Source organism: Acidimicrobiia bacterium (genome assembly GCA_035651955.1).
Classification (GTDB): Bacteria; Actinomycetota; Acidimicrobiia; order IMCC26256; family JAMXLJ01; genus JAMXLJ01.
Genome location: DASRES010000046.1, coordinates 31768 through 50215, shown reverse-complemented (window position 1 = coordinate 50215; position 18448 = coordinate 31768). Strand labels below are relative to the sequence as shown.

The window sequence follows — 18448 nt, the reverse complement described above, 5'->3', positions numbered from 1 at the left end:
CTCGAAGCTACCCGCTTCCGTGCCGCGGACGGCCGGCCTCGACCGCCTCGCGTGACGGCCGCAACACCCAGACGTCCACGCGGCCGATGTCACGCACGCGCCGCGGGCGGAGCCGCCGCCACGTGAACGCGTCCTCGCCGGCGAGCGCGTCGTAGACGTCGGCGGACACGAGCACGGCACCGGGCTTGGCGATCTCGACGAGACGGCTCGCGAGGTTCACCGTCGGGCCGAAGTAGTCGCCCTCGCGAGCGACGACCGGACCGGCCGCGAGCCCGGCGCGCGCGACGGGGAGCACGTCGTCGCTCTCGACCGCGCCGGTCAGCGCGAGGGCGATCGACGCGCCGACCTCGCACTCGTCGGCCGCGAACATCACCTCGTCACCGATCATCTTCACGACGCGTCCACCGCGCGCCGCGACGGCGTCGTACGCGAGCGCCTCGAAGCGCGCGACGAGACGCGCGAGCTCGTCGGGTTCGAGCTCCTGGCTCAGCGCGGTGTAACCGACGAGGTCGACGAAGCCGATCGTCAACGGCCAGCCGGACTGGTCGCCGACGTCCTGGTTCGCGAGCTTCCGCCACAACGCCGCGCGTGTCTGCAAGCGGAGCGTGTAGTCGAGGAGACGCGCGAGCGTCGACCAGTTCGTCCCGTCCATCACTGCCACCGCGAGTGCCTCGTCGTCCACGCCCGACGACCAGCCGGCCTCGATCGCGCCTGCGATCTGGTCCGAGAAGAACTCCGCCAGCCGCGCGAGCCCCGACGCGACCGCGCGTGCCTGCTCGACGAACTCGTCGGCTTCGTCGCCGATCGTCATGCGCGCCGTGTGCAGGAACGTGTCGAGCATCTCGGCGTCGCGGTCGGTGAACACGGCCGCGCCCGCGGGCGGATCCGGGAACCCGAGCGCGCGCCAGATCCGGTCCGCGAGCGCGCGGTCGACGCCCGTCTTCGCCGCGACCTCGGCCTGGTCGTAGCGCGGGCGGCCGGGCACGAGCAGGCGGTCCGCAGTCAGCAGCGCGAGCCAGTGCTCACGTTCGGCGCGCGCGATCTCCTCCGCGGACGCACCGCGCCGTTGCAGGAAGCCGCGCAACCGGAGATCCACGGTCCGGACGATACGTGCGGACAAAGCCCGGCCGTGGGCGGACGCCCGGGACGGCCGGGCCCGAGGGAGCCGACGATACGTGCGGACGAAGCCCGGCCGTGGGCGGACGCCCGGGACGGCCGGGCCCGAGGGAGCCGAGGACGCGCATGGGCCCGGTGGGGACGCGGGCCGCGGTGCGGGGCAGAATGGCCGCTCGTGCCTCCCGCCCTCTCGGTCTCCGGCGTGACGAAGCGCTTCGGCCGCCGTCGCGTGCTCGACGGCATCGATCTCGACGTCGACCGGGGCGAGGCTGTCGCACTCATCGGCGAGAACGGCGCGGGCAAGAGCACGCTGCTGAAGATCTGTGCCGGGTTCCTCGGCCCCGACGGCGGCACGGTGACGACCAGCGGTCTCGTCGGGTACTGCCCACAGGAGCCCGGGCTCCTCGACCTGCTCACGGCGGACGAGCACCTCGTGCTGTTCGGCCGCGCGCAGGGGCTCTCGCGTGCCGACGCGCTCGACCAGGGACGGCAGCTGCTCGGCGAGCTCGGCTTCCCGGTCGGCCGGCCGGTGCAGACGCGACGCCTGTCGGGTGGATCGCGTCAGAAGCTCAACCTGGCGCTCGCGCTGCTGGGCACGCGCGACGTGCTCCTGCTCGACGAGCCGTATCAAGGCTTCGACCACGGGACGTACGTGAGCTTCTGGCACCACGTCGAGCGCTGGCGTGACGAGGGCCGCGCGATCGTCGTCGTCACGCACATGCTGGCGGAGCTGCACCGCGTCGACCGAGTGGTCGAGCTGCAGCCCGCCGCCCAGGCCGTCGCATGACGACGACCATCGGGAGGGTCCTGGCGACGGCCGAGGTGCTCGGTCGCGACCTGCTGCGACGCCGGCTCGCGCTCGTCATGCTCGTCGCGCTCCCGGTCGCGTTCTACGCCGCGACACGCTGGTCGGAGGGCGGCTACGCGTACACGTCGGGCGGCATGGGGATCAGCTGGTCGATCGCCGGCGCGGCGCTGTACTCCGCGCTCGCCGCGCGACCCGTCGACCGCCGACTCGTCCTCGACGGCTACCGGCCGGCCGAGCTGCTCGCGGGACGGGTCGTGGTCCTCATGGCGTTCGGGCTCTCGCTCGCGCTCGCGTTCGGCGCGCTGATGTACGGCGTCGCCGTGCCTCGCGACGCGATGTCGTTGTTCGTGTCGCTCGTGCTCGTGGCCGGCATCGCGGTGCCGTTCGGGCTCGCGATCGCCGCGCTCGTGCCACGCGAGCTCGAGGGCACGTTGCTGCTCATCGGTGTCGTCGGGATCGAGATGAGCCTGCCGAGCGGGAGCGCGCTCGAGGGCGTGATGCCGTTCGGCGGTCCGCACCGGCTGCTCGCGCTCGCGTCGGGTCGCCACGGCGGCTTCGCGCCACCGGTCCTGCGCGCGGTCGCGTGGTCCGTGCTGCTGCTCGCGCTCGCGACCGCCGCGTGGTGGGAGCGTGTGCACGTCACCCGGCACCCGCGCGCGGTGCCCCACGCGCGCCATGTCGGACGGGTCGCCCTCGGCCTCATGGCCGCGGGCGCCATCGTCCTCCTCGCGCTCGCCTGACTCCCACCCAGCTTTTGGGAAGCGAAGCGGCCACCATGTGGCCGGTTCGCTTCACGAAACCGAGGGCGAGACGACCTCAGCTCTGGTCGGTGAGCGTCACCTTGATGCGCATCGTCGAGCTGCCGCGCACGACGGTCGTGAGGACGGAGTCGCCGGGCTGGTGCGGCCGCAGCGCGCCGATGAAGTCCTCGACCGTGTTGACCGGCGTGGTGTCGACCTGGGTGATCACGTCACCGGCCTGGATGCCGGCCTGCGCGGCGGGGCTGCCCCCGACGACGTCGAGCACGACGACGCCCTGCGACGCCTTCAGCCCGAACTGCTGCGCGATGTCGGGCGTGAGGTCGGTGATCTGCACGCCGAAGAAGGGGTGCACCGCCTTCCCGTTCTTCAGCAGCTGCGGGACGATGTCCGACACCGTCTCCGCCGGGATCGCGAACCCGATGGACACCGCGCCCGTCGACGGCGGCAGGTACGCCTCGTTGAGGCCGATGACCTTCCCGTTGCCGTCGACCAGCGCGCCGCCGGAGTCACCGGGCGAGATCGCGGCGTCCGTCTGGATCAGGTTGACGAGCGAGCGTGTCTGCTGCGCGGAGCCCGGGATCGATCGTTGCAATCCCGAGACGACGCCCGCGCTGACCGTGTTCTGGAAGCCGAGCGGGCTCCCGATCGCGATGGCGAGCGCGCCGACCTGGGGCAGCGCCGTCTCGAACTGCGCGGCCGGGAGACCGGTGCGGTCCGCCTTGACGACCGCGACGTCCGTCACGGGATCACCGGCGACGACGTGACCCGCCACGCGGCGGCCGTCGGCGAACGCGACCGTGAGCTGGCTCGCGTTCGCGATGACGTGGTCGTCGGTGACGATCGTCCCGTCCGCGTTCCACACGACACCGCTGCCGAGACCCTGGTCGGTGATGATCGTGACGACCGACGGCGACAGCTTCTGCACGATCGCGGGGATCCCCGGCTGCGCGGCGGGAACCTGCGCGGCGCTGTTGGACGACGACGTCGACGTCGAGCTCGCCGACCCGCCCTTGGCCGACTTCCCGCTGCCGCCGCTCGAGCACGCCGCGAGCACGAGAGCCAGGACCGCCACGACGGTGACCACGCCGCGGTTGATGCGCGTCACGAGTCTTGTGTGCCCCACGCGGCGTACGACCATACCGGCGCGCTCACGCGTTCCTGAGCACGTCCTTCCAGGGCAGCTCGCGCGACGGGTCGGGCTCCTTGGGCAGCCCGAGGACCCGCTCGCCGAGGATGTTGCGCATGATCTCGGACGTACCGCCCTCGATGGTGTTGGCCTGCGCGCGCAGGAACCCGACCGCGACGCTGCCCGCGTCGTCGCGGTCCGTCGGCATCCACCCGACGCGGCCCTCGCCCCGCAGGGCGGCCCCTTCCCAGGCGATGCCGCGGGGCCCCTCGAGGTCGACCGCGAGCTTCTGCAGCCGCTTGTTGTACTCGGCCTGGAAGAGCTTCGTGACGGAGCCCTCGGGCCCGGCCTCGGCGCCGCTCTTGCGCCGGGCCGCGGCGCGCTGGTTCGTCAGGCGGATGAGCTGGCCCTCGATCCACGCCTGCGCGAGCCGCTGCCGCATCACCGGATCCTCGACCGGGTGGTGACGCGCGATCAGACGGTCGACCGCGCTCCCACCGACGGCGTCGCCGCTGACCGAGCCGGCACCGGACAGCGACACACGCTCGTTCATCAGCGTCGTGATCGCGACGCGCCACCCGTCGCCCTCACCACCGAGACGCATCGAGTCCGGGATGCGGACGTCGTTGAGGAAGACCTCGTTGAACTCCGCGTCACCCGTGATCTGGACGAGCGGCCGGACCTCCACCCCGGGTGCATGCATGTCGACGACGAAGTAGCTGAGGCCGCGATGCTTCGGCACGTCAGGGTTCGTGCGCGCGAGGAGCATCCCCCACTTCGCGCGGTGGGCGAGCGTCGTCCACACCTTCTGGCCGTTCACGACCCACTCGTCGCCGTCGCGCACGGCGCGGGTCGAGAGGCCGGCGACGTCGGATCCGTTGCCCGGCTCGCTGAAGAGCTGGCACCAGATCTCCTCGTTCGTCGCGATCTTGGCGACGAGGCGCTGCTTGAGCTCCTCGCTCCCCCACGTCAGGACGGTCGGGCCACCCATCCCGATGCCGATGATGTTCATCGGCCGCGGGACCCGGTAGTGGTTGAGGACGTCGTTGACGTGCTTGGCCTGCCCCGGCGTGAGTGACAGCCCCGCGCCGTACTCGGCCGGCCAGGTCGGCGTCGCGTAGCCGGCGCGCCCGAAGCGCACGCACCACTCGTCGTAGTCGAGCTCCCTGCGCAGGCGCGACACCTTCTCGTGGTCGCCGGCGTCGACGGCCTCCATCCACCCGGCGGGGAGGTTCTCGCGCAGCCACGCGACGGTCTGCTCGCGCAGCTGCTCGGGGGTGCGCTCGGGGGCGTCGACGGCCATGGCGGTCTCCAGTGGTGCGAGCGAGCGGGGCGACCGATGATCGTACCGGCGTCTTGACCGGCCGGTCAGGTGGGGCCCGGGCGCGCGGGAACGGTGTCGCTACCCTGGGCCGGTTGAGCGTCGACCGCCCGCAGCTCTCCCCGACGCGGACAGGACCACTCGACGTCCCCTCCGACGGGTGGACGTCGGCGCGCGCGCGTCGCCCGGCGGTGCTGCGCGTCGCGACGTGGGCCGCGGTGAGCCTCCTCGGTGTGCTCCTCCTCGCCGCGGCCGGGCTCGTCCTCGGCGACCGGCTCGCCGCGCGCGGCCGCGTCGCGCACGACGTCGAGATCGCGGGCGTGAAGGTGGGCGGCACGTCCGACGCGGTCGCGGCGCGACGGATCGCGCCGGTCGTCGCCCGCGTGCGCACCGGGCCGATCTCGGTCGTCGTCGGCGGGCAGCACCTGTCGATCGACCCGAGCGCGATCGGGCTAACCGTCGACGACCACGCGACGGTGCGCGCCGCGCGGCGGGTCGGGCACGACGGTGGAGTGGGCGCGCAGGTCGTGGACAGCATCGCCCGGCGGTTCCGGCCCGACCGTCTGCCGCTCGTGATCCACGTCGACGGGCAACGGCTCGCCGGCGTGCTCGACGGCTGGAGCGTCCAGGCCGCCGGTGGGCTCGACCCGGGTGCGGTCGTGTTCGACGGTGCCGTCGTCCGGGTCGCGCCGCCGCAGGCGGGCCACGGGATGCAGCGCAGTGCGGCGCGCGCCGCGCTCCTCGACGCATTGGGCAACGGCCGCGTCCACGACATCGCGCTGCCCGTCGGTCGCGTCGACCCACCTGCCAGCCGCGCCGAGCTCGAGCGCGCCGCGGCACGCGCCCGCCGCGTGCTCGCCGCGCCGGTGACGATCGTGGTCGACGGCCACCCGTTCACGCTGACGCCCCCACAGCTCGCCACCGCGCTCACGACGACCGTGCACCGGCACCACGTCGCGATCGCCGTCGACGCGACGAAGCTGCGCGCCGCGCTCGGCCCTCCCCTCGCCGCGCTCGAGCAGCCACCCGTCGACGCGTCGTTCGCCGTCAGCGGGACGCACGTCAGCGTGGTCCCGTCCAAGCCCGGGCGGATCCTCGCGACGGGACCGGTCGGAGACGCGATCCTCCGCGGCGAGCGGACCGTCACCGCGACGCTCGCCGACGTGCAACCCGCGCACGACACCGCGTGGGCGCAGCGGCTGAACATCACCGAGCTCGTGTCGACCTTCACGACGCATCACCCCGCGGGCGAGCCACGCGTCGAGAACATCCACCGCGCGGCGGACATCCTGAACAACACGATCGTCGAGCCGGGCCAGATCTTCTCGATGAACGACACGATCGGTCCGCGCACACCCGAGCGCGGGTTCGTGAAGGCGCCGATCGTGCTCGAGGACAGCTTCGGCGAGGACTACGGCGGCGGCGTGAGCCAGCTCGCGACGACGACGTACAACGCGATCTTCTTCGGCGGTTACAAGGACGTCACGCACGCCGCGCACCTCGTGTACATCAGCCGGTACCCGCTGGGGCGCGAGGCGACCGTCAACTACGGCGCGATCGACCTGAAGTTCCAGAACGACTCGCACTCGGGGATCCTGATCCGCACGTCGTACACGTCGACGTCGATCACGGTGTCGTTCTACGGCAACACCGAGGGGCGAACGGTCCGCGCCGAGGGCCCCGACATCCTGAAGACGACGCCCGTCACGACGGAGTACGTCGACGACCCGACGCTGCCGCCGGGCGCGACACGCGTCATCCAGCAGGGCGACACCGGCTACGACGTCGTCGTGTACCGCGTCATCTCGCGGCCGGGCCAGCCCGACGTCCGCGAGCGCTATTACACGCACTACGACATGTTCCCGACCAAGATCGCCCGCGGCGTCGCGCCGGGGACGCCGACGACGACCACCACCACGCCGCAAGGGACGCCGCCGGCCGCGAACGTCGGGGACTGACTCCCGCGCTGCCGATCCGCGCCGCCGATCCGCCCGATCCGCGCCGCCGATCCGCTCAAGCGGCCGCGCCGCCCGTCCGATACCGCGGCGTGTCCCGGATGCTCGCCGCGCTCAGCCTGACGGTCGCGCTCGCCGCGGCCGCGACGGCGTGCACCGGCACCATCCGCACGACGGGCGTACCCGCGGACGTCTCGCCCACCGCGCGCGAGCGCGCGATCGCGGCGGATCTCGTGGCGCGCGCGAACGCCGAGCGCGCGGCACGGGGACTCCGCCCGCTCGCGTGGGACGGCGCGCTCGCCGCGAACGCGTACCGGTGGAGCGGGACGATGGCCGCGTCCGGGTTCCGCCACAGCGACATCCACCCGCTGCTCGGCCGGTTCGTCGCCGCGGCGGAGAACATCGGGACCGGTGATCACGGGACGACCGCGGGCGACATGCACGTCGCGTGGATGCGATCGGACGGTCACCGCCACGATCTGCTCGCGCCGAACCTCGACCGCGTCGGCATCGGGGTCGTGTGCGCACCCGACGGCACGATGTGGGCGACCGAGCAGTTCGGATCGACGCGCTCGGGGAGCTTCGGCGCGCTGCCGCCCGTCGACCCGATCGCGCGCGCCGACCGCGGCACGCTGACGTGCTGAGCGCGTCCCGCGCGGGCGCTCAGTTGGTACACAAGTCGCGGTCAGAGGCGCGACTTGTGTACCAACAGGGTCACTCAGTCGGCCGCGTGCGGATGGCGCTCGAGGAGCTTGGCGCCGTACACCGCGGCCTGCGTGCGTCGCTCCATGCCCAGCTTCGCGAGCAGGTTCGACACGTAGTTCTTCACCGTCTTCTCCGCGAGGTGGACGCGGTCCGCGATCTGGCGGTTCGTGAGGCCCTCGGCGATCAGCTCGAGGATGCGCCGCTCCTGGTCGGTGAGCGACGCGAGGCGCTCGTCCTCCTCGGGCGGGTGACGCAGCCGGTCGAGGACGCGCTTCGTGACCGCGGCGTCGAGCAACGACTGACCCGCCGCGACGCGACGGATCGCGTCGACGATGTCCGGGCCCTTGATCTGCTTGAGCAGGTAGCCCGACGCGCCGGCCATGATCGCCTGGAACAGGGCTTCGTCGTCCGCGAACGACGTCAGCATCAGGCACTGGATCTCGGGATGGCGCGACCGCACCTCGCGGCACACCTCGACGCCGTTGCCGTCGGGCAGTCGCACGTCGAGGACCGCGACGTCGGGACGCGTCGGCGGGATGCGCGACAGCGCCTCGTCGGCCGTCCCGGCCTCACCGACGACCGTCAGGTCGTCCTCGGCGTCGAGCATGTCGCGCAGGCCACGGCGGACGACCTCGTGGTCGTCGAGCAGGAACACCCGCGTCGGCTCGCCGGCATTGCCCACGGCCATCCTCCGTGTGCGATCCTCTCGGCCCAGTGGGTCGCAGTGGGGTCTCGAACGACGAGCGGCTGAGCCGACTGCTCGACGCGGTGCTCAGCATCGCGTCCGATCTGAGCCTACCGGTCGTGCTGCGGCGGATCGTGGAGTCCGCGTGCGATCTCGTGAGCGCTCGGTACGGCGCGCTCGGCGTGATCGGCGACGACCAACGGCTGAGCGACTTCATCAACGTCGGCATGGACGCGCAGACGTTCCGCGCGATCGGGACGCTGCCCGAAGGACGCGGGATCCTCGGCCTCCTGATCGTCGACCCGAAGCCGCTGCGGTTGCGCGACCTGACGACCCACCCGGAGTCGTTCGGGTTCCCGCCCCACCACCCCGCGATGCGCTCGTTCCTCGGCGTCCCGATCCGTGTGCGCGAGCACGTGTTCGGGAACCTGTACCTCTGCGAGAAGCAGGGCGCGGACGAGTTCTCCGACTCGGACGAGGCGCTCGTCGTCGCGCTCGCGACGGCCGCGGGCGTGGCGATCGAGAACGCGCGCCTACACGAGCGCGTCTCGGAGCTCGCGGTCATCGAGGACCGCGAGCGGATCGCGCGCGATCTGCACGACAAGGTGATCCAGCGCCTGTTCGCGACGGGCATGGCGTTGCAGACGACGGCCCGCATCGCCGCACGCCCCGAGGTCGGCGCCCGCATCGCGCAGGCCGTCGACGATCTCGACGAGACGATCCGCGAGATCCGCAACACGATCTTCGCGTTGCACGAGCGCACCCGGCGCGGCCTGCGGGTCGACGTCTTCGCGCTCGCCAGCGAGGCGCGCCACGCGCTCGGCTTCGATCCCCACGTGCACCTCGAGGGGCCGATCGACAGCGTCGTGCCCGAGCCGATCGCGGCGGATCTGCTCGCCACGCTGAACGAGGCGCTCTCGAACGTCGCGCGGCACGCGCACGCGTCACGCGTCGACATCGCGATCGCGGTCGACAGCGACGTGTCGCTGCACGTCGTCGACGACGGCACGGGCATCGACGAGTCCGCGCCCACGACCGGCCACGGCCTCGCCAACATGGCGGTCCGGGCGAAGGAGCGCGGCGGGCGCTTCACCGTCCAGCGGCGCCCGCGTGGCGGTACGACGCTCGAGTGGCGGGTCCCGCTCTCGGACCTGTGACGGCGTGCGGTTCCTCGTCGTCAACTGCGGGAGCTCGTCGCTGAAGTTCGACGTCGGCGACCTCGACGGCACGGAGCTCCGGCGGGTCGCGTCAGGCGAGATCGAGGAGATCGGACCGCACGCGGTGCTCGACGCCGTCGCGGACGGCGCCGCGACGAAGGTGCGAGTCGACGCACCCGACCACGCACGCGCGCTGCGCGTCGCGCTCGACTGGCTCGAGACGGCCGGGGCGGGCACGGGCGTCGACGCTGTCGGGCACCGCGTCGTCCACGGTGGCGACCGGTTCGTCGACGCGGTCGTGATCGATGACGACGTACTGCGCGGCATCGAGTCCATGACGGAGCTCGCGCCGTTGCACAACGCGCCCGCGCTCGCCGCGATCCGCGGTGCGCGTGACGCGCTCGGCACCCGTGTCCCGATGGTCGCGGCGTTCGACACCGCGTTCCACGCGTCGATGCCGGCACGCGCATCGCACTACGCCATCGATCCCGACCTCGCTCGCCGTCACCACGTGCGTCGGTACGGGTTCCACGGTCTCGCGCACCGGTCGATGCTCGACCGGCTCGACGCGCGGCACGCGCTCGCGCCACTCGACACGGCACACGCGCGCGTCGTCGCGCTGCAGCTCGGGAACGGTTGCTCGGCGGCGGCCGTCGACCACGGCCGCTCGATCGACACGTCGATGGGTCTGACCCCGCTCGAAGGGCTCGTGATGGGGACGCGCTCCGGTGACGTCGACCCGAGCCTGGCCGGCTACCTCGCCCGCATGGAGAACGTGGACGTCGACACCGCCGACGGGTGGCTCAACACGCGCTCGGGACTGCTCGGGCTCTCGGGACGGTCACGCGACATGCGCGACGTCCTCGACGCCGCGCACGACGGCGACGCACGCGCCACGCTCGCCGTCGAGATGTTCTGCTACCGCGCCCGCCGCTACGTCGGCGGCTACCTCGCCGCGCTCGGCGGCGCGGAAGCGGTCGTGTTCGGCGGCGGGATCGGCGAGCACTCGCCCGAGGTCCGCGCGCGCATCCTCGACGGCATGCAGTGGTGCGGCATCGAGGTCGACCCGCGGGCCAACGACACCGCCGTCGGCGGCCGCGAGGCACGCATCTCGACCGACGGGTCCGCGATCGCGGCGTGGGTCGTCCACGTCGACGAGGCCACGGTCGTCGCACGCGACACCCTCCGCGTGCTCACCACCGCCTGAACATGCGGCACTGACCGTCGGAAACCGAACGTCAGTGCCGCATCTCTGGGCGGCGGGTGAAGCGGAGCGCGATCTCGAGCGCGGCCGCGGCGACCGCCGCGATGGCGACGCCCTCTACGACCACGTCGGCCGAAGGAAGGTGGAGCGCGTAGAAGTCCTGCAGGCCGGGCACGGCGACCGCGACGACGAAGGCGAGGACCATCGCGCCCAGCAGCAGCGCGCGCCACCAGTTGACCGGGCGCGCGAGCACGAACAGCACCCACAAGGCGTAGGTCATCAGCACGACCGTCGCGGTCGTGCGCGCCTCCACGAGGGGGACGCCCGAGGCGCGCGCCACCCAGTAGGCCGCGAACGTCGCGATCGCGGCGAGCGTCCCGGCAGGCACGGCGAAGCGCAGCACACGGTCGATGAACCCCGGGACGTACCGCCGCGGATTCGGTGCGAGCGACAGGAAGAACGCCGGGATGCCGATCGTGAGCGAGCTCACGACGGTGAGATGCCGGGGCAGGAACGGGAACGGCCAGCGCGCGACGCCGATCGCCAGCGCGAGCAGCATCGCGTACACCGTCTTCGTGATGAACAGGTTCGCGACGCGCTCGATGTTCGCGATGACGCGCCGGCCCTCGGCGACGACGCCGGGCAGCGTCGCGAACCGCCCGTCGAGGAGGACGAGCTGCGCGACCGATCGCGTCGCAGCCGCGCCCGAGCCCATCGCGATGCCGATGTCCGCGTCCTTGAGCGCCAGCGCGTCGTTCACGCCGTCGCCGGTCATCGCGACCACGTGACCGTGGGACTGCAACGCGCCGACCATCGCTCGCTTCTGATGGGGCGTGACCCGCCCGAACACGGTGTGTGTGTCGAGCACGCCGGCGAGCGCGTCGGTCTCCTCGGGGAGACGGCGCGCGTCGTACGGCTCGTCGGCCCCCGGGAGCCCGACACGCTGCGCGACGGCACCGACCGTGCGCGGGTTGTCACCGGAGATGACCTTGAGCAGGACGCCCTGGTCGGCGAAGTAACGGAGCGTCTCGGCGGCGTCGGGCCGGATCTGCTCCGCGAGGAGCACGAGCGCGACGGCCTGCAACGGCGCGGGCAGCTGCTCGCCCGTCAGCGCGGCATCGGACCGCGCGAGCAGCAGGACACGCCGTCCGTCGGACGCGAGCTGGTCGGCTCGCACGCGGGCGGGATCGTCGTGCGGTGCGTGGGCGAGGACCATCTCGGGTGCGCCGATGACCCACGAGCCGTGCCCGTCGAAGCTCGCCGCGCTCCACTTGCGCGCGGAGGAGAACGGGATCCCACCGGTGCGCGTCCAGCCGTCCGGCGCGGGGAACGCGTCCGCGACGGCACCGAGCGTCGCGTTGCGGTTCGGGTCGTCGGCCAGCGCACCCAGCGCGGCGCCCGTGACGTCGCCGTCGGCGCCGGTCAACGGCTCGAGCCGGTCGAACACGACGTCGCCCTCGGTGAGCGTGCCGGTCTTGTCGAGGCAGACGACGTCGACGCGCGCGAGACCCTCGACCGCCGGCAGCTCCTGCACGAGGACGCGGCGCCGCGCCAGCGTCACCGCCGCGACCGCGAACGCGATGCTCGTCAGGAGGACGAGCCCCTCCGGGACCATGCCGACGACGCCGGCGACGGTACCGCTCAGCGCCGCGCGCCATCCGTCGTTCGCCTTGAACTGGCTCAGCGCCAGGATCGCGGCGGTCGGGACGATCGCCCACGTCACCCACTTCAGGATGAGGTTGATGGCGTCCATCAGCTCGGAGCGCACGAGCGTGAACCGACGCGCCTCGGCCGCGAGCTTGCGCGCGTACGCGTCGGCGCCGATGCGCGTCGCCTGGACGTCGCCCGCGCCGGCGACGACGAAGCTGCCCGACAGCACCCCGTCGCCGTCGCGCTTGGTGACCGGGTCCGACTCGCCGGTGAGGAGCGACTCGTCGAGCTCGAGACCGTCGGACGCGCGCACGACACCGTCCGCGGGCACCTGGTCGCCGGTGCGGAGCTGCAGGAGATCGTCGAGGACGACCTGCTCGACCGCGATGTCGCTCGCGCGCCCCGCGCGCACGACTCGCGCGCGCGGCGCGCTCAAGACGGCGAGACGGTCGAGCGTGCGCTTCGCCCGCACCTCCTGGACGATGCCGATGAGGGTGTTCGTCACGAGGACGATGCCGAACAGCGCGTCCTGCAGCGGCCCGACGACCAGGATGACGACGAGGAGCGCGCCGAGAAGCGCGTTGAAGCGCGTGAAGACGTTGGCGCGGACGATCTCCTCGAGGCTGCGGCTCGACCGCTCGCCGGTGTCGTTGACCTCGCCACGCGCGATCCGCGCGGCGACGTCGTCGTCGGACAGGCCGTCCGGACCGGTGACGAACGAGGGATCCCCGCCGGGCCGCGAGGCGACGGGAGCCGGCGACGCGGTCACCGTCCGACGGTAGCCGACCGCGACGGGCCGGCCGGGTCGAAGAACCTGCGACGGTGCGGACGAAGCCGGACCGTGCGCGCACGCGCGGGGATGGGCCGGCGCGAGGGAGCAGACGACGTCCTACGCTGCGCGCGGATGGCCCGGGCGTACCCCTCGCAGTGGGAGTCGGACGTCGTGCTCGCCGACGGCGGCACCGTGCACGTGCGGCCGATCCGGCCCGACGACGACGCCGCGCTCCTCGCGCTCTACGAGCGCATGTCGTCCGACTCCATCTACCTGCGGTTCTTCTCACCGGTCTCCGCACCGACCGCGCAGCAGCTCGAGCGGCTCACGAGCATCGACTACGACGACCGGATGGCGCTCGTCGCCGAGCTCGGCGACCGCATCGTCGCCGTCGCGCGCTACGACCGTCTCGACGACCGCAACGATGCCGAGGTCGCGTTCACGGTCGAGGACGACCAGCAGGGCCGCGGCCTCGGGACGATCATGCTCGAGCACCTCGCCGGGATCGCGCGCCGCGAGGGGATCACGCGCTTCCTCGCGTCGACGTTGCCGTCGAACCGCAAGATGCTCGACGTGTTCCGCAGTGCGGGCTTCGAGGTCGAGCGCCGCTTCGCGGACGGAGTGGTCGAGCTGACGTTCCCGATCGCGCCGACAGCGGCGTCGCGCGCCGCGCAGGAGCAACGCGAGCACCAGGCGGAGGCGCGATCGACGGCGCGCGTGCTCGCACCCCGGTCGATCGCGGTCGTCGGCGCGGGGCGCCGGCGCGGCACGATCGGTCACGAGGTGCTGCGCAACCTCATCGCGGGCGGGTTCAACGGTCCCGTCTACCCGGTCAACCCGACCACGACGTCGGTGGCGAGCGTGCGGTCGTGGCCGAGCGTGCTCGACATCCCCGACGACGTCGACGTCGCGGTCATCACGGTTCCCGCGCCGCTCGTCGAAGGCGTCGTCCGCGAGTGCGCGCAGAAGCGGGTGCGGGGCCTCATCGTCATCACGGCCGGGTTCGCGGAGACGGGCGAGGACGGCCGCCGGACCGAACGCGAGATCGTCGAGCTGGCGCGGCGCCACGGCATGCGCATGGTCGGTCCGAACTGCATGGGCGTGGTCAACACGAACCCCGACGTGCAGATGAACGCGACGTTCGCGCCGTTCACGCCGACGCGCGGGCGGGTGGCGTTCTCGTCGCAGTCCGGCGCGCTCGGCATCGAGCTGCTCGCCCAGGCGAGCCGGCTCGGCCTCGGCGTGTCGTCGTTCGTGTCGATCGGCAACAAGGCCGACGTGAGCGGCAACGACCTCCTCCAGCACTGGGAGGACGATCCCGACACCGACGTCATCCTCCTCTACCTCGAGTCGTTCGGGAACCCGCGCAAGTTCGCGCGGCTCGCCCGGCGGATCTCGCGCCACAAGCCGATCGTCGCGGTGAAGAGCGGCCGCTCGCGTGCCGGGACGCGCGCCGCGTCGTCGCACACGGCCGCGCTCGCGAGCCCCGACGTCGCGGTCGACGCGCTGTTCCGCCAGGCGGGCGTCATCCGCGTCGACACCATGGAGCAGCTCTTCGAGACGGCGCAGGTGCTCGTCAACCAGCCGTTACCGAAGGGCCGGCGCGTCGCGATCATCAGCAATGGCGGCGGGCCCGGGATCCTCGCGGCCGACGCGTCCGAGGGCGCGGGACTCGAGGTGAACGAGCTCGGCCCGGCGACACAGCAGGAGCTGCGCTCGTTCGTGTCGCCGGACGCGAGCGTCGCGAACCCCGTCGACCTCGTCGCGTCGGCGAGCGCGGAGACCTACGAGCGCGCGATCCGTACCGTGCTGCGCGACCCGGACGTCGACGCGCTGCTCGTCATCTTCGTCCCACCGCTCGTGACCGCGGCCGAGGACGTCGCGCGCGCGATCCAGGCCGGATCGACCGCCGCCGGCGACACGCCCGTCGTCGCGTGCTTCCTCGGCCGGCAGGGGATCCCCGACGCGTTGCAGCACCCGCCGGAGCGCGGCGACGCAGCTCGGCGGGCGATCCCGTCGTTCTCGTTCCCGGAGTCCGCCGTCGCCGCGATGGCGCGCGCCGCGGAGCACGGCGAGTGGCGCCGCCGTCCCGCGGGCACGGTGCCGGCGCTCGACGGCGTCGACGTCGCGCACGCCAAGGAGCTCGTCACGGACGTCCTCGCCGCGGCGGGCGGCGAGCGCGTGTGGTTGGACAGCGACGTCGCGTTCGCGCTGTGCGACTGCTTCGGCATCCCGCACGTCCCCGTGCGGCGCGTCACGACCCCGGACGACGCCGCGAGCGCGGCCGAGGAGCTCGGCTTCCCCGTCGCGCTGAAGGTCGCGGCCGGCTCGATCGTGCACAAGAGCGACGTCGGCGGCGTGCACCTCGGCCTGTCGAGCGCGCCGGCCGTGCGCGACGCGTACGCGCACGTCGTGTCGTCGACCAGCGAACGCACCGTCGTCGTCCAGCCGATGGCCGCGGTCGGGGTGGAGACGATCGTCGGCGTCACCCACGACCCGTCCTTCGGGCCGCTCGTGCTGTTCGGGATGGGCGGCGTCACGGCCGAGCTCATGCGCGACACCGCGCTGCGCATCGTGCCGATCACCGACGTCGACGCGCGCGAGGTCGTCCGGTCGTTGAAGATGTCGCCCCTGCTGTTCGGCTACCGAGGGAGTGCGCCGGTCGACGTCGATGCGCTCGAGGACGTCGTGCTGCGCGTCGGCCTGCTCGCCGACACGCTCGCCGAGGTGAGCGAGATGGACTGCAACCCGGTGATCGTCACGCCGGACGGCGCCACGGTCGTCGACGTGAAGGTCCGCCTCGCACCGACCACCGAGAGTCCCCTCCGCGGCCTGCGCCGGATGCGCGCGGTCACGTGATCCGGTCGTCCATGCGTCGCTCGCCGTTGCTGTACGACGATGAACGACGCATGGACGATCAGGACGGCGTGTCGCCGGCGCCGTCGAACGCCTGGTTGGCGTAGCCGGCGAGACCGTGCAGCACGCCGGTCAGCTCGAGCGGGAGCACGAACTTCGTCGACGGTGACGCGCCGAGCGCCTTGAGCGCCTCCAGGTACTGGATGCCCATCGTCTTCGCGTCGACGGTGCTCGCGGCCTGGAACACCGCGGTCAGCGCGGCCGCGAAGCCCTCGGCCCGCAGCAGCGCGGCCTGCTTGTCACCCTCGGCCTGCAGGATGTTCGCCTGCCGCTGGCCCTCGGCCTCGAGGACGGCCGACTGCTGGGACCCCTCCGCGCGCAGGATCTGCGCGGCCTTGTCGCCCTCGGCCTCGGTGACGACCGCGCGCCGCGTGCGCTCCGCCGACATCTGGCGCGTCATCGCCTCCTGCACCGCGGGGGGCGGGATGATCTCGCGGATCTCGACGTTCGTGACCTTCACGCCCCAGCGCTCGGTGATCTCGTCGAGCTTCGTGCGGAGGATCTGGTTGATCTCGTCGCGCTTGGCGAGCACGTCGTCGAGGCTGATGTCACCGACGACGGAGCGCAGCGTCGTCGCCGCGATGTTCTGCGCGGCGCCGGTGAAGTTGGCGACCTGGATCACGCTCGACTCGGCGTCGACGACCTTGAAGAACGTGATGAAGTCGATCGAGATCGGCGCGTTGTCCTTCGTGATCGCGGTCTGGTGCGGGATCTCCAGGTAGAACTCGCGCAGGTCGACCCAGGTCGCGCGGTCGATGAACGGGATGATGATCACGATCCCCGGCCCGCGCAGGCCGATCATGCGACCGAGCCGGAAGAGCACGATCCGCTGGTACTCGCGCACGATCTTGATCGACGACCACAGCACGATCAGGAACAGCACGACGACGACGGCAACGACGACGAACACCGCGGTCAACTGGTCACCTCCGCACCGGGTGCGTCGCTGCTCGCCGCACCCTCCGATCCGACCGGGACGACCTCCACGGTCAGTCCCGACGTGTCCACCACCCGGACGGTCGCGCCCGCGGGGACGGCACCCCCCTCACACCCGACCACGCGCGCGCTCCACTCCTCGCGGTTGATGCGGACGACGCCTTCGGGCGCGAGGTCGCGCACGACGACACCCTGCGCGCCGACGACGGACGTCCCGACGCGCACGGGCACATGGTGCGACCGGACCGCGGCCCGCACCGCGAGGAAGAACAGCACCCCGAACCCGAGCGCCAGCGTGAACACCAGCGGGCGCGAGACCCGGACGGGCCCGTTGTACAGGTACAGCCCGCCGAACACGAAGGCGACGAGACCGGCGGCGACCGGCGCGCCGTGCGCATGCAGCTTGACGTCCAGCACGAAGAGCACGAACGCGGCGACGAGCAGGATGATCCCGGCGAGGTTCACGGGCAGCACCGAGAACACGACGAGCGACGACAGCACCAGGACGAGCCCGACGACGCCGTACACCTGCACGCCGTGGTGGATCAGCGCGAGCACGAGCAGCGCGATGCCCGCGACGAACAGCACGAACGCGATGTTCGGGTCGTCGAGGGCATGGAGGAGCGACTCGCCCCACGTGAGGTGCTCGGTCCGCACCGTCGCGCCGGCGGTCGTGAGCGTGACCGGTCCTGCCGCGGTGGCGACGACCCGCCCGTCGACCGCGCGCAGCAGCGCGTCACGACTGGGTGCGAGCAGATCGGCGACGTGCAGGCGGACGGCGTCGGCCGCCGAGATGCTCACCGAGTTGCGTACCGCGCGCTCCGCCCAGTCGGCATTGCGACCGCGGGCCTGCGCGAGCGAGCGGATGTACGCGGCTGCATCGTTGGTGACCTTCGTCGACTCGATCTGACCGGTGATGCCGACCGGGTGCGCAGCCCCGACGTTCGTTCCCGGCGCCATCGCCGCGACGGGGCAGCCCACGAGGATGAACGTCCCTGCGGACGCCGCACGCGCGCCCGACGGGCCGACCCAGCACACGACCGGTACGGTCGAGCGCTCGATCGACTTGATGATCGACCGCATCGACGAGTCCAGACCGCCCGGTGTGTCGAGCCGGACGAGGACCGCCGCCGCGTGCGCGTCCGCAGCCCTCGTGAGCCCCCGTTCCGCCATGCGCGCGACGAGCGGGTCCACCGCACCCGTCACCGGGATCTCGGAGACGACCGGCCGCGCGCGGCGCGGCGTGGTCGCCGCGACTGCCGCGCCCGCCTGGAGGAGCGCGACGAGGACGAGCGCGCCGACGGCCGCTGCGGCAGCCGCCCGTCCGGAGAGCACC

14 protein-coding genes are annotated in these 18448 nt (G+C 72.5%); 7 read left to right on the top strand and 7 right to left on the bottom strand.

The genetic code is table 11. From position 1 onward, the window contains the following. Positions 1 to 7: 7 nt before the first annotated feature. Positions 8 to 1096, bottom strand: coding sequence for an adenylate/guanylate cyclase domain-containing protein (locus VFC33_11060; protein HZR13776.1), 1089 nt, complete (start codon positions 1094 to 1096; stop codon positions 8 to 10). Between the two features lie 195 nt (positions 1097 to 1291). Here VFC33_11060 and VFC33_11055 point away from each other — a divergent pair, with 195 nt between their 5' ends. Both VFC33_11055 and VFC33_11050 read left to right on the top strand, forming a co-directional pair. Further along, a complete protein-coding gene (locus VFC33_11055; GenBank protein HZR13775.1) occupies positions 1292 to 1903 on the top strand; it encodes an ABC transporter ATP-binding protein in 612 nt (203 codons plus the stop codon). Beyond that, positions 1900 to 2664: a hypothetical protein gene (locus tag VFC33_11050; protein HZR13774.1), complete on the top strand. Its 765-nt coding sequence runs from the start codon at positions 1900 to 1902 to the stop codon at positions 2662 to 2664. The genes VFC33_11055 and VFC33_11050 overlap by 4 nt, the downstream gene beginning before the upstream one ends. Positions 2665 to 2740: 76 nt before the next feature. Here VFC33_11050 and VFC33_11045 read toward each other — a convergent pair whose 3' ends face one another. Next, the gene (locus VFC33_11045) at positions 2741 to 3808 is read right to left on the bottom strand and encodes a trypsin-like peptidase domain-containing protein (protein ID HZR13773.1); all 1068 of its coding nucleotides are present in this window, start codon (positions 3806 to 3808) and stop codon (positions 2741 to 2743) included. Positions 3809 to 3833: 25 nt separating this feature from the next. Then, on the bottom strand, positions 3834 to 5114 hold the full coding sequence (locus tag VFC33_11040; GenBank protein HZR13772.1) for an acyl-CoA dehydrogenase family protein: 1281 nt from the start codon (positions 5112 to 5114) through the stop codon (positions 3834 to 3836). A 113-nt stretch (positions 5115 to 5227) separates the two neighbouring features. Here VFC33_11040 and VFC33_11035 point away from each other — a divergent pair, with 113 nt between their 5' ends. Beyond that, the gene (locus VFC33_11035) at positions 5228 to 7090 is read left to right on the top strand and encodes a VanW family protein (protein ID HZR13771.1); all 1863 of its coding nucleotides are present in this window, start codon (positions 5228 to 5230) and stop codon (positions 7088 to 7090) included. A 98-nt stretch (positions 7091 to 7188) separates the two neighbouring features. Further along, positions 7189 to 7731 (top strand): CAP domain-containing protein, encoded by a 543-nt coding sequence (locus tag VFC33_11030; protein HZR13770.1) that lies wholly within the window; start codon positions 7189 to 7191, stop codon positions 7729 to 7731. A 74-nt stretch (positions 7732 to 7805) separates the two neighbouring features. Here the strand turns inward: VFC33_11030 and VFC33_11025 are convergent, their stop codons facing one another. Next, positions 7806 to 8474 carry a response regulator transcription factor gene (locus VFC33_11025; GenBank protein HZR13769.1) on the bottom strand — a complete coding sequence of 223 codons (669 nt, stop codon included), beginning with the start codon at positions 8472 to 8474 and terminating at the stop codon, positions 7806 to 7808. Positions 8475 to 8506: 32 nt separating this feature from the next. Between VFC33_11025 and VFC33_11020 the strand changes: the two genes are divergently transcribed. Beyond that, positions 8507 to 9634, top strand: a complete 1128-nt coding sequence (locus VFC33_11020; GenBank protein ID HZR13768.1) for a GAF domain-containing sensor histidine kinase — start codon at positions 8507 to 8509, stop codon at positions 9632 to 9634. Positions 9635 to 9638: 4 nt separating this feature from the next. Beyond that, positions 9639 to 10841: an acetate/propionate family kinase gene (locus tag VFC33_11015; protein ID HZR13767.1), complete on the top strand. Its 1203-nt coding sequence runs from the start codon at positions 9639 to 9641 to the stop codon at positions 10839 to 10841. Positions 10842 to 10872: 31 nt separating this feature from the next. Here the strand turns inward: VFC33_11015 and VFC33_11010 are convergent, their stop codons facing one another. Beyond that, positions 10873 to 13257 (bottom strand): cation-translocating P-type ATPase, encoded by a 2385-nt coding sequence (locus VFC33_11010; protein ID HZR13766.1) that lies wholly within the window; start codon positions 13255 to 13257, stop codon positions 10873 to 10875. A gap of 135 nt (positions 13258 to 13392) precedes the next feature. Here VFC33_11010 and VFC33_11005 point away from each other — a divergent pair, with 135 nt between their 5' ends. Then, positions 13393 to 16119: a GNAT family N-acetyltransferase gene (locus tag VFC33_11005; protein HZR13765.1), complete on the top strand. Its 2727-nt coding sequence runs from the start codon at positions 13393 to 13395 to the stop codon at positions 16117 to 16119. Positions 16120 to 16177: 58 nt separating this feature from the next. Here VFC33_11005 and VFC33_11000 read toward each other — a convergent pair whose 3' ends face one another. Beyond that, positions 16178 to 17095, bottom strand: a complete 918-nt coding sequence (locus VFC33_11000; protein ID HZR13764.1) for an SPFH domain-containing protein — start codon at positions 17093 to 17095, stop codon at positions 16178 to 16180. Further along, positions 17092 to 18447: a nodulation protein NfeD gene (locus VFC33_10995; protein HZR13763.1), complete on the bottom strand. Its 1356-nt coding sequence runs from the start codon at positions 18445 to 18447 to the stop codon at positions 17092 to 17094. Before VFC33_10995 ends, VFC33_11000 begins: the two co-directional genes overlap by 4 nt. Between the last annotated feature and the right edge of the window lies 1 nt (position 18448).